A 13850-nucleotide genomic window follows, 5' to 3' on the forward strand; every position below is an offset into this window, starting at 1 on the left:
CGATCTGCGGCGTGACCGGTTGGCCCTTAGCCGCCCGGCGTGAGCTTGTGGATCGAGCCTTCTTCCATGGCGGTATAGAGACTGCCATCCGGCCCCAGAACCAGCGCGCGGAAGCGGCCCGATTGCATCGGCAGGGTCATTTCGGTGACTTCGACCACCGATATCTCCTCGTCGAGTTCGATCACGTCGATACGTTGGCCGATCGGTGTGCCACCAAAGCCGATGCCCATCAGGCTGACCGCCAGGGCGCCGTCCCAGTCGCCCCATTGCTCGCCTTCCAGGAAGGCCGCCGCCGACATGCCCTGCGACCAGCCATTATTGGTCCAGATCGGCGGCATCGCGTCGGGATAGGTCTCGAAATCGGTCATCGGCATGAACGAGGCGCGCTCGTAGCGGTTCATCCCCTCCGACTGGTTGGGCATGTAACCGCAATAACCGTCCGGGCAGTCGCCGCGCTCGGCCATGTTGTCGCGCGGATCCCAGCCGCCATTCCCGCCATTTTGCAACACGGTGATCTCGTCCGAATGCCAGGGGCCATGTTCGGCGACGATCGGTGTCCCGGTGCTGGGGTGAAAGGCGATGCCCTGCACGTTGCGATGGCCATAGGTATAGGTCCGAGTGTCAAAGTCTTCGGGCGGCGTGTTGTCTTGATGGGCATTGCCGTCGGTATCGAGCCGCAGCACCTTGGAGCCCATCATCGTCGGGCTTTGCGGGATCTCCGGATTGTGGTTGTCGCCCGTGGTCAGCCAAAGCGCCCCGTCGGGGCCAAAGCGCACGCGTCCGCCATTATGCGCGCCGGGGCCGCCGAACGGATGATCGCTGGCCTCGACCTTGTAGGGCACGTCCTCGACGATATCGGCGCGCTCTGACACGTCGGTGAAATCCTCGTTCACCACGAGGCGCATCAGCCGATTGGTGCGCGGATCGGATTTCTCGGAGGTCGAATAGACATAGATCCGGCGGTTATCGGAGAAATCCGGGTCGATCGCGACGCCCATCATGCCCGCTTGCCCTTCGCAGACAAGATCCTCGGCGGCAGAGGCATAGCCCTCGCTGCCCGACATGCCCAAAAGCGCGTTGACCGTGCCGTCGGGCATCCGCACCGAGAGCCCGTCGCATTTCTCGGTGAAGAGCATCGTGCCATCATCGAGAAAGGCCATGTCCCACGGGCTGTCGAGCCCGTCGAGCACGACCTCGTGTTGCAGGCTCGTGGTGTTCATTCCGGATTGCGCAAGCGCAGGGCTTGCGCCGATCACTGTGGCGATGGCCCCTGCTACCAGGCTGGCCAAGGCGCGGTCGGTCGGTCGAATCGTCATGGTCTCCTCCCTTCAACGGCCGTCATATGCGACCGTTCTCCTGTTTCGCAGCCCCAGAATAACCCGGAATGCGTGTGTCGCAACACCCACAAGACCCTAAGAGGGAAACCCACCGCGTCCCCGGCCCTGCTCAAAGGCGTGCCTCCCCCGCCGCGCGGGTATACCCCTTGGCGGTGCCGAACAGCGGTTTTCAGCGCCATTGCCACGGTCCGGTCAGCGTCCGCGAGCGGGCTCAACGCGACGGTCCAAGCGATCAACCCCGATGCCAAGATGACCACCTCGGTGCCCTATCGGGAGGGGCCAGTCGCCATCAGCAGCAGCCATTCCGACACCGGCTATCTGGAGAGGACCGGTTATCACGAGTGATGAACACACATGTCTGTGACACAGCGCCGGGCCATTCCCCCTACAGTCCCGCGCCGATTTCGGCTATGAGGGAACATGCCGCAATGCAGCAAGAAAGGGCCCCCATGCCGAAGAACCAAAAGCCGATCAACCTCGCCCTGCAGGGCGGTGGCGCGCACGGAGCCTTCACCTGGGGTGTACTCGACTATCTGCTCGAGGATGGACGCCTACGCATCGCGGGGGTCTCGGGCACCTCGGCGGGAGCGATGAACGCCGTGGCCCTCGCCGATGGCTACACCCGCGCAGGCCCCGAAGGCGCACGCGCCGCACTCGATCATTTCTGGCGCGCGATGAGTTCCAGCGCCCAGCACACGCCCCTGCAACGCATGCCGATGGACCGGCTCACCGGCAACTGGGGGCTGGAGAACAACCCGTTCTACCACTTCATGAACGCGCTCACCGGCGTCGCCTCGCCCTACCAACTCAACCCGATGAACATCAATCCGCTTCGTGATCTGGTCGAGGAAAGCATTGATTTCGAGATGGTGCGCAAATGCACCGCCTTCGAGCTGTTCGTCTCGGCCACCAATGTCGAGACCGGACGCGTCAAGGTTTTCCCGCGCGAGGATCTGACGGCGGATATGGTCATGGCGTCGGCCTGCCTGCCGCATCTCTACCGCGCTGTCGAGATCGACGGCGTGCCGTATTGGGATGGCGGCTACATGGGCAACCCGGCGCTGTTTCCGCTCTATGGCAAGACCGGCACCGACGACATTGTGGTCGTGCAGATCAACCCGGTCGAACGCAAGGGCGTGCCGCGCTCGGCGCAGGAGATCGAGAACCGGCTGAACGAGATCAGCTTCAACGCCAGCCTGCTGAAAGAGCTCCGCGCCATCGACTTCGTCGACCGGTTGATCGCGCAGGACAAGCTCTCAACCGATCACTATCGGCCGGTCAAGGTGCACTTGATCGAAAACGAGGACGCGCTCAAGCCGATGGGGGCGTCGTCCAAGATGAACGTGGAATGGGCCTTCCTAACGCGGCTGCGCGATATCGGACGCGAGACGGCGGCGACGTGGCTCGACAAGTGCCATGACCGCATCGGCGTGGACAGCACCATCGATCTGCGCGCCATGTTCCAGGGTATCGGGGCCGAGCATCAGGGCTGATGCACGGCCCCGGCTGCTCAAGTGACGCTGCTGGCTTCACGGTCAAAGATATAGACGGCGACCGCCGACCGCTCCGAGTAGCGCAGCGAGAACGACATCTTCAGGCTGTCGAACACCTTGAACTTTCGCTTCACGAATTGGTTCATGTCCTCCAACGTGTCGAAACGGATGGTCACGACAACCAGGCCTTCCTTGTCCAGAAGAATGCTCAGACTGGCGATATTCGACTCCATGATCGCCCCGCCGATCTCTTCAGAGAGGAACGATACGCCGATCTTGGCCTCTGTGACCGACGTGAATTTCAGGTTGTAGATCTTGCTGTACATGCTCAGGTTTCCGCCTCGTCCATCATGTCGAACATCGCATCAAGCAGATCCGCGTCCCGGATTGGCGATGCCTTGGCCTTGTACGCGGCGGGGCCAATCCCCTGCCCCGTCCGAAGCGTGTTGCCTTTAGCCGACAGGCCCAGCTCAGGCCCGTCCTCCTCAGCCAGGCCCGCTTGCAAAACTGCGGCGCGCCCGGATTTGTCGACATGCCCGCCCACACAAAGTCTCAGAAACGCCCGCGCGGTCAGGAGATCCGTGACCCCGGCCTTGGACAAGGCGTCAAGCACGCCGTCGCATTTCGCGGCCAGAATTTCCTGCTGATCGGCTTGTAACTGGATTGTCAGCGCCATATCCGCAGCTATGCCCAACAGCAAATCGACCTGCTCCGGCGACAAATACTTTGGCGTGAAATCAACCGCGCAGATCGAGCCCAGCACATAGCCCTCCTGCGTCACCAGCGGAAAGCCTGCCCAGAACACCCAATGCGGATCACCTGCCACCAGTGGGTGATGGCGAAACACATCATTCTCGCGCAGATCCGGTACAATATACGGTTTAGTGTCCAAAAGCGCGTGCTGGCATAACGTTTCCTCGCGAGCCACCTCGCTCACACCTGTCAGGCAGCCTGTGAAATTTTCGGACAGGAAATATTGCCGTGCCTCGTCAATAAGACCGCTATAGGCGACTGGCACCCCTGCCACGTGCCGAAACAAGCGGGTATAGATATCAAAGCGCGCCTTGTTGTCGGTGCCCATCAAGCCGGTGCGCCTGACCTCGGAAAGGCGACGGACCTCATTTGCAGGCATGCGCGCCGCGACGAATTCCTGGTCTGACAATGCATCCTCCATGTGCTTAGCAAGGGGATTAACGGTCACGGGAGTCAGAATATTAGCATCGACTGCATGAAATAGCGTTAGCTGTCCAAGACCATCCTCTACGCCCGCGTCTCCACGACCGAACAGACCAGCGACCACCAGCTAGAGCAGGCCCGCAAGGCAGGCTTTCAGGTTGACCATGTGGTGACCGATCACGGCACCTCAGGGGTGACCACCAAGCTCACAGACCGGGACGGCGGCAAACGCCTCTTCGACATGCTCCGCGAAGGTGACATGCTTGTGGTCCGCTGGGTGAACCGGCTGGGGCGCAATTATCAGAACGTCACCGACACCATCCGTGAATTCATCCGCAGGGGCGTCACGATCAAGACCGTGATCAACGGCATGGTCTCCGACAAACCCGGGGCAATTCATAGAGCACCACAAGGCGGTCCACCTGGAGAGGTTCAAGGGGCGCAAGCCGACCTTCGACAGGGCCAGCTTCGAGGACGTGAAGGCAATGCTGGACGCTGGTCAGGGTCACTCGGCTATTGCGAAGGCCATAGGTGTCAACCGGAACGCGGTCATCAGGATTGCCCAAGACCCCGCCAAGGCAGGTGCGCGGCATTGGTGAAGTGGGGGATGTGACGCCGCAACCCAAATACATGCCCAAGACACCATTTACATTTCAGGACCTGACCAAGCCGATAGTACTTAGCTGTTAATCTTGCATGGCAACTTCTAACACGCACGTTAGACATCAAGTAATCAGTTGGTGAGAATCTGGGCGAGACCAATTCGCGCACATCCTAGATCCAAACTCACTTGATACGCGTTCCTTGGGTTTGCCCCCACTACAAATCTAATAGTGGCATGTTTCGCTGCGACCCGATTAACCCCAATACTAGAGTTAAACGCCGAACAACCGAACTGCTGTGCCAATTAAACCAAGTGCTGCTCGCGGGCCGTTCGCTGACGGTGATGACGTTCCTTAGTGAAAGCGCGAATGCTCACTGTCATGTTCAGGGCACACAAAGCGTGAGCGCCCGACGATTGCGCGGACGAGGGCACGGCTCTGGGCATAATCAAGGCCTTTCAGGCGCTGCAGTCTGCAAGGACGCAGGTTGAACGGGGGCCAGAACTTTGGGGAGCGACATCGCCAAAGCGACCCTGGCAGGTCGTGGAATCGGGATAAACACCAACGAGCCCGGCACCGCTTTCATGAGCAACTATCCCGGTGCGGGCGGGCAACTCGCCTCGGTGCGCTCGCGCGATCCCCGGGCTCCTCGCGGCTCGACCGCCCGACGCTCACCTTGGTGCAGCGCGTCGCCCCGCACTCCCTCCGGCGAATGGACCAAGTTCTCGGTGCGGATTGAGGGGGCGGTAATACGTCTGACCGATACCTCGACTTGGTTTGTCGACGCCGACCGCTGGCATCATGGACGTTCTTCGCATACGACACCCGCGAACCGCTGCTTGCGGTTGTACTCAGGCCGCCGGTAAGTTGATCGCCTTGGCTGCGTCACCGTCGCGCGCACCGTAGTGGACAAGCACCCGGGCCGCGCTTTCCGCACCCAACTTACCAGCCTCTTGAATCGGCAAGCCGCGGGCTAACGCAGCCAGGAAACCACTCGCGTAGGCATCCCCCGCGCCGGTGCTGTCGACGACTTGTGGCACGTCGACCGCCTGGATGTGGTGGCGACCGTCGGCATCGGCCACAACGGAGCCCTTCTCGTGCTCGGTCACCGCCGCGATCGAGACCTGCGTCATTGCCCAGCCAAGCGCAGCGTCCGCGCCGCCGCATCCCGCCAGCGCGGCCACCTCGACATGGTTGCCGACAAGGATGTCGACATGACGCGAGACGGTGTTGCGCATGGCGTCAATGTTGCGCTCGACGCAGCCGGCATCCGAAGGCGTCAGCGCCACCTTCGCGCCGGCGGATTTTGCCGCCTCGGCCAGGCGTTCAATCACCGCCGCGCCATGCGGAGCGTCCCAAATGTACCCTTCGATGAACAGAATATCGAACGCTTCGGGCAGGGCCGCGAGCGCCTCCTGGGGCATGAGGGTGGTCGCCGCTCCCAGGTAAGTGCTCATGGTGCGCTCGCCGTCCGGCGTGACCAGCACGACGCAGCGGCCGGTGCCGTGATCGCCGTTCTGTGCAACGGCAACCGGCGCTGCCAGCCCCATCCCCGACATCTCCTCGCAGAAGGCATCGCCGAGATCGTCATTGGCCACCTTTCCCAGGTAGGTCCCCCGGACAGGCGTACCGGCCAGGTGCGCGATAGAATTGGCCACCGATCCGCCGGACTGGCGTATGCCGGGGCCGACATCCTCGAACAGGGCGTGGGCCGCGTCGGCATCCACCAGGTGCATGCCCCCCGGGGTCAGCCCGTGCCGCGTGACGACATCGGGCTCGACCGCGGCAACGACATCGACCAGTGCGTTGCCAAGACCCACGATATGCGGTGTTCGTTCGGTCATGTCTCGCTCCTCAATACCGGTAGTGTTCCGGCTTGTACGGCCCTTCGGGCTGCACACCGATGTAATCGGCCTGCTCTTTCGCCAACTCCGTCAGCTTCACGCCGATCCGGTCGAGATGCAGGCGCGCGACCTTCTCGTCCAGATGCTTGGGCAGGATGTAGACCTTGTTCTCGTACTCGCCGCCGTTCCGCCACAGCTCGATCTGCGCCAGAACCTGGTTGGTGAAGCTGGCCGACATGACAAAGGACGGGTGACCGGTCGCATTGCCGAGGTTCAGCAGACGCCCCTCGGACAGCAGAATGATCCGGTTGCCCGAGGGCATCTCGATCATGTCCACCTGTTCCTTGATGTTGGTCCATTTGTGGTTTTTCAGGCTGGCGACCTGAATCTCGTTGTCGAAATGGCCGATATTGCCGACGATCGCCATATCCTTCATCTCGCGCATGTGCTCGATGCGGATGACGTCTTTGTTGCCGGTGGTGGTCACGAAGATATCCGCGGTTTTAACCACGTCTTCCAGCGTGGTCACGTGGAACCCGTCCATCGCGGCCTGCAGCGCGCAGATCGGGTCGACCTCGGTCACGATCACCCGCGCACCGGCGCCTTTCAGCGATGCGGCAGAGCCTTTGCCCACGTCGCCATAGCCCATGACCACGGCGACCTTGCCGGCCATCATCGTATCGGTGGCGCGGCGGATGCCATCGACGAGGCTTTCCTTGCAACCGTACTTGTTGTCGAACTTCGACTTGGTCACTGAGTCATTCACGTTGATCGCGGGGAAGGGCAGCTGCCCCTCCTGCATCATCTTGTAAAGGCGATGCACGCCGGTCGTTGTCTCCTCGCTAACGCCCTTGATCATGTCGCGCTGTTTGGTGAACCAGCCGGGGCTTTCCGCCATGCGCTTCTTGATCTGCGCAAACAGGCATGTCTCCTCTTCCGAGGTCGGGGTCTCGATCAGCTCGGTTTCACCAGCCTCGACCCGCGCGCCGATCAGCACGTAGAGCGTGGCGTCGCCGCCATCGTCCAGGATCAGGTTGGCACCGCCCTCTTCGAATTGGAATATGCGGTCGCAATAATCCCAGTATTCCTCAAGCGTCTCGCCCTTGACCGCGAAGACCGGCGTGCCGCCCTCGGCGGTCACGGCTGCGGCGTGATCCTGCGTGGAAAAGATGTTGCACGAGGCCCAGCGGACCTCCGCGCCCAGTGCCGCCAGCGTTTCGATCAGGCAGGCGGTCTGGATCGTCATGTGCAACGACCCCGCGACGCGCGCGCCCTTGAGCGGCTTTTCCGAACCGTATTCCTCGCGCAGCGCCATCAGGCCCGGCATCTCGGTTTCGGCGATGTCCAGCTCCTTGCGGCCGAAACCGGCAAGAGCGATGTCGCGGATCGCGCTGTCCGTGGGAGTGACTCTCTCTGGCTTGTTCATGTCGCGTCTCCTTTCTTCGTTCTCGTGTTTCGGGTCACTCGGCTGCGGCGGACACGCCGAAGGTGCGGGCCAGTTCGTCGGCCAGGTCCGTGCGTTCCCAGCTGAATCCGCCGTCATCGTCCGGGACGCGCCCGAAATGGCCATAGGCGGCGGTGCGGGCATAGACCGGCTTCAGGAGGCCCAAGTGCTCGCGGATGCCGCGCGGGGTCAGGCGGACCATCTCGCGCAGGGTGCTGGCCAGCTTGGATTCATCGACCCGGCCCGTGCCGAGCGTGTCGACATAGATGGCAACCGGCTCGGGCACGCCGATGGCATAGGCCAACTGGATCTGGCACTTGTCGGCAAGACCCGCGGCAACCACGTTCTTGGCCATGTAGCGCGAGATGTAGGCCGCCGAGCGGTCCACCTTGGTCGGGTCCTTGCCGGAGAACGCGCCGCCACCATGCGGGGCCGCGCCGCCATAAGTGTCGACGATGATCTTGCGCCCTGTCAGGCCCGCGTCGCCATCCGGGCCGCCAATGACGAAATTTCCGGTCGGGTTGACAATTATCTTTTCCTGCGTCGGCAGGTTCCAGCCTTCTTCCTTGAAACAGTCGGTAATGTAGGGCTTGACCAACTGGCGCACATCGTCCTGGCTTAATCCCTCGGCATGCTGGGTCGAGACCACAACGGTGTCGATGCCAACAGGTTTGCCATTCTGATACTTGAGGGTGACCTGGCTTTTGGCATCTGGGCCGAAATTCGGCTGTTTGCCCGATTTTCGGTCCTCAGCCATGGTGCGCAGTATCTTGTGAGCGAATTGTATTGGCGCCGGCATTAGCTCTTCGGTCTCGTTGCAGGCATAGCCGAACATGATGCCCTGATCGCCGGCACCTTCCTCACCCTTGTCGCCTTCATCGACCCCCATCGCGATATCGGCCGATTGCGCATGCAGGCGACAGACAATCTCGGCGGTCTTCCACGAAAAGCCCGGTTGATCGTAACCGATGTCGCGGATCGCGTCCCGGACAATCTGCTCGACATCTTTGAGCACGCTTTCGGGGCCGCGCACTTCGCCGGCGATGGTCAGGTGATCGGTCGTCGCCAGCGTCTCGCAGGCCACGCGCGATTGCGGGTCGGCGGCGAGATAGGTATCCAGCACCGCGTCCGAAATTCGGTCGCAGACCTTGTCGGGATGCCCTTCAGACACCGATTCACTGGTGAAAAGCCATGACTTGTCGCTCATCTCGTTCCTTTCTCCACTGTTGTGGGGTTGGGTCGCTTTTGGCAAAAATTGAATTTTGCAGGGGTCAGGCGATCTTGCGATCGGCCGATGACTTGTCGGGGGTGTAGGCCAGGCTGGGTTGCAGCCATGTCTCCACCTCGGCAATCTCCATGCCCTTGCGTTCGGCATAGTCGGCCACCTGGTCGGGGCCGATCCGGCCTATCCCGAAATAGGCGGAGTCGGGATGTGCGAAATAGAGCCCGGACACAGAGGAGGCGGGCCACATCGCGCAGGATTCCGTCAGCGTCACGCCGGTATGTTCGGACGCGTCCAGCAACGCGAACAGCGTGCGCTTCTCGGTGTGGTCCGGGTTGGCCGGGTAGCCGGGCGCGGGACGGATACCGCGATATTTCTCCTGAATGAGCGCCTCGTTGTCGAGCGTCTCGTCCGAGGCATATCCCCAGAGGCTGCGACGCACGCGGGCATGCAGCGCCTCGGCATAAGCTTCGGCGATCCGGTCGCCAAGCGCCTGCACCATGATGGCATCATAGTCGTTACCCTCGGACTTCAGGCGTTCGGCGATGTCGTGCACCTCGGGACCGGCGGTGACGGCAAAGCCGCCCACCCAGTCCTCGGTGCCCTCGGGAGCCACGAAATCGGCAAGGCACATCTGCGGGCGGCCATTCGGCTTGCTGCGCTGCTGGCGCAATTGCGGCATCCTGGCGCTCACGTTCTTGCGGTTCTCATCAGCCCAGACGACGATATCGTCGCCATCCGAATTCGCCGGCCATAGCCCGACCACAGCCTTGGGGCTGAACCAGCCCTCGGCCTCGATATTGTCCAGCATCTTCTGCGCGTTGTCATAGAGCTCGCGCGCGGCGGGGCCCTTGTCGGGGTCATCGAATATCTTGGGGAACTTGCCCTTCATCTCCCAGGTATTGAAGAACGGCGTCCAGTCGATGAACGCGCGCAGCGTGGCGACATCCATGTCGTCAATCACGGTCAAGCCCGGCGTCTGCGGCGCGGGCGGCGTGTAGCTATCCCATCCGCCGTCGAACTTGGATTTGCGCGCTTCGGCCAGCGCAGCGGTGGGCCGGTCGCCGGTGCCGCTCATCCCGTCGCGCAGTTTGTCCTGCTCGGTGGCGACATCGGCCAAAAAGTCCGGCCGCGCGGTTTTGGACAGCAGCCGCGACACCACGCCGACGGCCTTGGAGGCGTCATCGACATGGATCACGCCATGTTCGTATTCCGGCGCGATCTTCAGCGCGGTATGCTTTTTCGATGTGGTCGCCCCACCGATCAGCAGCGGCAGGTCGAAATCCTGCCGCTTCATTTCAGAGGCCACATCGACCATCCGGTCCAGCGACGGGGTGATCAGGCCGGACAGTCCGATGATATCGGCCTTTTCCTTCCTGGCCGCCTCGAGAATGTCCTCGGCTGGCACCATGACGCCAAGATCGACCACGTCGTAATTGTTGCACTGCAACACGACGCCGACGATGTTCTTGCCGATGTCGTGCACGTCGCCCTTGACGGTGGCCATGATGACCTTGCCCTTGGCCGATGTGTCTCCCGAGAGGCGTTTTTCTTCCTCCATGTAGGGAAGCAGGTGGGCCACGGCGGCCTTCATGACGCGTGCCGACTTCACCACCTGCGGCAGGAACATCTTGCCCTCTCCGAAGAGGTCACCCACCACGTTCATTCCGTCCATCAGCGGGCCCTCGATCACGTCGAGCGGCTTTTCGGCGCGCTGGCGGCACTCTTCTGTGTCCTCGACGACGTAATCGGTGATGCCGTGCACCAGCGCGTGCTCCAGCCGCTTTTCGACCGCCTGCTCACGCCACTTCGGATCCTCCTTCTTGGACGCCTCGCCGGACCCCTTGTACTTGTCGGCGACATCCAGAAGCCGCTCGGTCGCGTCGTCGCGGCGGTTGAGGAGCACATCCTCGACACGCTCACGCAGTTCGTCGGGTATGTCGTCATAGACGGTGATCTGCCCGGCATTGACGATCGCCATGTCGAGCCCAAGCGGAATGGCATGATAAAGGAAGGCCGAGTGCATCGCCTCGCGCACGGCATTGTTGCCGCGAAAGCTGAACGAGACATTCGACAGCCCGCCAGACACATGCACATCGGGCATCGCGTCCTTGATCATCCGCGTTGCCTCGAAGAAGGCGTTTGCATAGTCGTTGTGCTCTTCGATCCCCGTCGCCACGGCAAAGATGTTTGGATCGAAGATGATGTCCCAGGGCTCGAATCCGGCCTTCTCGGTCAGAAGGTCATAGCAGCGCTTGCAGATGTCGAATTTGTGCTGCGCGGTCTCGGCCTGGCCGTTCTCGTCAAAGGCCATCACGACCACTGCCGCGCCGTAGCGGCGGACGGTGCGGGCCTGCTCCAGAAACGCCGCCTCGCCCTCCTTGAGCGAGATCGAGTTGACAACCGCGCGGCCCTGCACGCATTTCAGCCCCGCCTCGATCACCTCGAACTTGGAACTGTCGATCATCACCGGCACGCGGGAGATGTCCGGCTCGGACGCAATCAGGTTGAGAAAGGTCTGCATCGCCTCCTCGGAATCGAGCAGACCCTCGTCCATGTTCACATCGATGATCTGGGCACCGTTCTCGACCTGCTGGCGCGCCACATCCAGCGCGGTGGCATAGTCGCCGTCCATGATGAGCTTTTTGAACTTTGCCGAGCCGGTAACGTTGGTGCGTTCGCCGATATTGATGAAACTGGAAACACCTGTGGTCATGCTGCGCCCTCCTCTACGTCCGCGCCCTGGGTCTCGAACATCTCCAGACCGCTAAGGCGCATGTTCCGGACTTTCGGCGGAATCTTGCGTGACGCCTTGCCCTCGACCGCCTCCGCGATGGCGCGGATATGTGCTGGCGTGGTGCCGCAGCAGCCACCGACGATATTGACCAGCCCGGAGGAGGCCCATTCGGCCAGGTGCTCGGCGGTCTCTTCCGGTGTTTCGTCGTAGCCGCCCATTTCGTTGGGCAAGCCGGCATTGGGATAGGCGCTGACCCGCGTGTCGGCCACCTCTGACAGGGTGCGCACGTGCTGGCGCATCTCGCCCGCGCCAAGCGCGCAATTAAGGCCGATTGAAAAGGGCCGCGCGTGGCTCATCGACACCCAGAACGCCTCGGGCGTCTGGCCGGTCAGGGTGCGACCCGAACGATCCGTGATTGTGCCCGAGATCATGAGGGGCGGTATTGTAAGCCCTTCGTCCGACAGGCTGTCGATGGCGAAGAGAGCGGCCTTGGCGTTCAGCGTGTCAAAGATCGTCTCGATCAGCAGCAGGTCGGCCCCGGCCTCGATCAGCGCGCGGGCGGCCTCGCCATAGGCGCGGGCGAGGTCGTCGAACGTCACCGCGCGGAAGCCGGGGTCGTTCACGTCGGGCGAGATGCTGGCCGTCTGGTTGGTCGGGCCAATGCCGCCCGCGACCCAGCGCGGCCGGTCGGGCGTGGCGACCGCGTCGGCGGCCTCGCGCGCCAGGCGGATGGCTTCGGTGTTCATCTCGATCACGAGGTCGGCCATGTCATAGTCGGCTTGGCTGATGGCATTTGCGCCGAAGGTGTTGGTGCACAGGATATCGGCGCCCGCATGCAGGAAATCCTTATGGATTTTGCGAATCATGTCGGGCTGGGTCAGCGTCAGCAGCTCGTTGTTGCCGCCCACATCACTGGGATGATCCTTGAACCGCGCACCGCGATAGGCGGCCTCGTCGGGCTTTTCCTGTTGGATCATCGTGCCCATCGCCCCGTCCAGCACCAGGATGCGGTCGGCGTTGGCGGCGGCTATGTCTTTTGTCTTGGTCATGCGTCTGTCAATCCTTCAAGCAGCGTTCTCGGCCACAATGTTGGGGGTCAGCCCCAATGTTCTGCAAACGGCCAGCGTGACTTTCGGCTGGTTGAGCGTGTAAAAGTGGAAGTCGGTGATCCCGGCCTTCATCAGGCGGCGGCATTGCTCGGTGGCGACGCCGGTCGCGACCATCGCGCGGGTTTCGGGCGCGGCGTCCAGCCCGTCGAACATCTGGCCCATCCAGTCGGGAATCGAGGCGCCGCAGCCCGCGGAAAACCGCTTCAGCCCCTCGAAATTGGCGACCGGCATGATCCCGGCCACGATCGGCGCGTCGATGCCCGCAACACGCGCGCGATCAACGAACCGCAGCACGGTGTCGGTGTCGAAGGCATATTGCGTGATCGCCCGCGCCGCGCCGTTGTCGATCTTGCGCTTCAGGTGATCCATGTCGGCGGCAGCGTCGCGCGCCTCGGGGTGCACTTCCGGGTAGGCCGCCACCGAGAGGTCGAAATCGCCCTTGCGGCGCAGCGCCGCCACCAGTTCCGCCGCGTCATTGTAGCCATCATCAGGCAGGCTCTGGCCGGGCGGAAGGTCACCGCGCAGCGCGACGATCCTGTGCATGCCGCTGTCCCAGAACGCCTCGGCCTGGCGGTCGATCTCGGCCCTGCTGGCCCCGACGCAGGTGAAGTGATGCGCAACCGGCACACCCGTTCGGTTGCCGACCATCTCCACGATGCGCGCGGTGCGGTCCCGGGTGGTGCCGCCGGCACCGTAGGTGACCGAGAAATATTCCGGATCGGCCGCACTCAGTTGCCCCACGGTATCGCGCAGTCGGGTCACACCGGCCTCCGTCTTGGGCGGAAAAAGCTCGAATGAAATCGACGGCGTGTCGGACGTAACTGTCATGTGAATGTCTCCATCTCGATGATCGGGCGGGATGAGGCGAGGGGCGCGGGGGCGCGCC

9 protein-coding genes and 1 pseudogene are annotated in these 13850 nt (G+C 62.5%); 2 read left to right on the forward strand and 8 right to left on the reverse strand.

Going from position 1 to position 13850, the window contains the following annotated elements:
* Nucleotides 1-26: 26 nt before the first annotated feature.
* Nucleotides 27-1316: a PQQ-dependent sugar dehydrogenase gene (locus tag RID11_RS02860; RefSeq protein ID WP_350135850.1), complete on the reverse strand. Its 1290-nt coding sequence runs from the start codon at nucleotides 1314-1316 to the stop codon at nucleotides 27-29.
* Between the two features lie 470 nt (nucleotides 1317-1786).
* Here RID11_RS02860 and RID11_RS02870 point away from each other — a divergent pair, with 470 nt between their 5' ends.
* On the forward strand, nucleotides 1787-2830 hold the full coding sequence (locus RID11_RS02870; RefSeq protein ID WP_350135852.1) for a patatin-like phospholipase family protein: 1044 nt from the start codon (nucleotides 1787-1789) through the stop codon (nucleotides 2828-2830).
* 17 nt (nucleotides 2831-2847) lie between these two features.
* On the opposite strand, the gene RID11_RS02875 is transcribed toward RID11_RS02870, so the two are convergent.
* Both RID11_RS02875 and RID11_RS02880 read right to left on the reverse strand, forming a co-directional pair.
* Nucleotides 2848-3156, reverse strand: a complete 309-nt coding sequence (locus tag RID11_RS02875) for a hypothetical protein (RefSeq protein WP_350135854.1) — start codon at nucleotides 3154-3156, stop codon at nucleotides 2848-2850.
* A gap of 2 nt (nucleotides 3157-3158) precedes the next feature.
* A complete protein-coding gene (locus RID11_RS02880; protein ID WP_350135856.1) occupies nucleotides 3159-4130 on the reverse strand; it encodes a GAF domain-containing protein in 972 nt (323 codons plus the stop codon).
* On the opposite strand from RID11_RS02880, the gene RID11_RS20835 reads away from it, so the two are divergent.
* Complete coding sequence (locus RID11_RS20835) at nucleotides 4086-4619, forward strand: recombinase family protein (protein ID WP_502949334.1); 534 nt, start codon at nucleotides 4086-4088, stop codon at nucleotides 4617-4619. The two genes, RID11_RS02880 and RID11_RS20835, sit on opposite strands and share 45 nt — an antisense overlap.
* Before the next feature lie 840 nt (nucleotides 4620-5459).
* Here RID11_RS20835 and RID11_RS02895 read toward each other — a convergent pair.
* The 5 genes and pseudogenes from RID11_RS02895 to metF all read right to left on the reverse strand — a co-directional run bounded on the left by RID11_RS02895 (nucleotide 5460) and on the right by metF (nucleotide 13792).
* Nucleotides 5460-6452 (reverse strand): adenosine kinase, encoded by a 993-nt coding sequence (locus tag RID11_RS02895; RefSeq protein ID WP_350135860.1) that lies wholly within the window; start codon nucleotides 6450-6452, stop codon nucleotides 5460-5462.
* A 10-nt stretch (nucleotides 6453-6462) separates the two neighbouring features.
* Complete coding sequence (ahcY, locus tag RID11_RS02900) at nucleotides 6463-7878, reverse strand: adenosylhomocysteinase (RefSeq protein WP_350135862.1); 1416 nt, start codon at nucleotides 7876-7878, stop codon at nucleotides 6463-6465.
* Between the two features lie 34 nt (nucleotides 7879-7912).
* Complete coding sequence (gene metK / locus RID11_RS02905; protein ID WP_350135864.1) at nucleotides 7913-9103, reverse strand: methionine adenosyltransferase; 1191 nt, start codon at nucleotides 9101-9103, stop codon at nucleotides 7913-7915.
* Between the two features lie 64 nt (nucleotides 9104-9167).
* Nucleotides 9168-12904, reverse strand: a pseudogene (gene metH, locus RID11_RS02910) (methionine synthase).
* Nucleotides 12905-12919: 15 nt separating this feature from the next.
* Nucleotides 12920-13792 (reverse strand): methylenetetrahydrofolate reductase [NAD(P)H], encoded by an 873-nt coding sequence (gene metF, locus RID11_RS02915; RefSeq protein WP_350135866.1) that lies wholly within the window; start codon nucleotides 13790-13792, stop codon nucleotides 12920-12922.
* Between the last annotated feature and the right edge of the window lie 58 nt (nucleotides 13793-13850).

Source organism: Roseovarius sp., from assembly GCF_040219995.1.
Classification (GTDB): Bacteria; Pseudomonadota; Alphaproteobacteria; order Rhodobacterales; family Rhodobacteraceae; genus Roseovarius.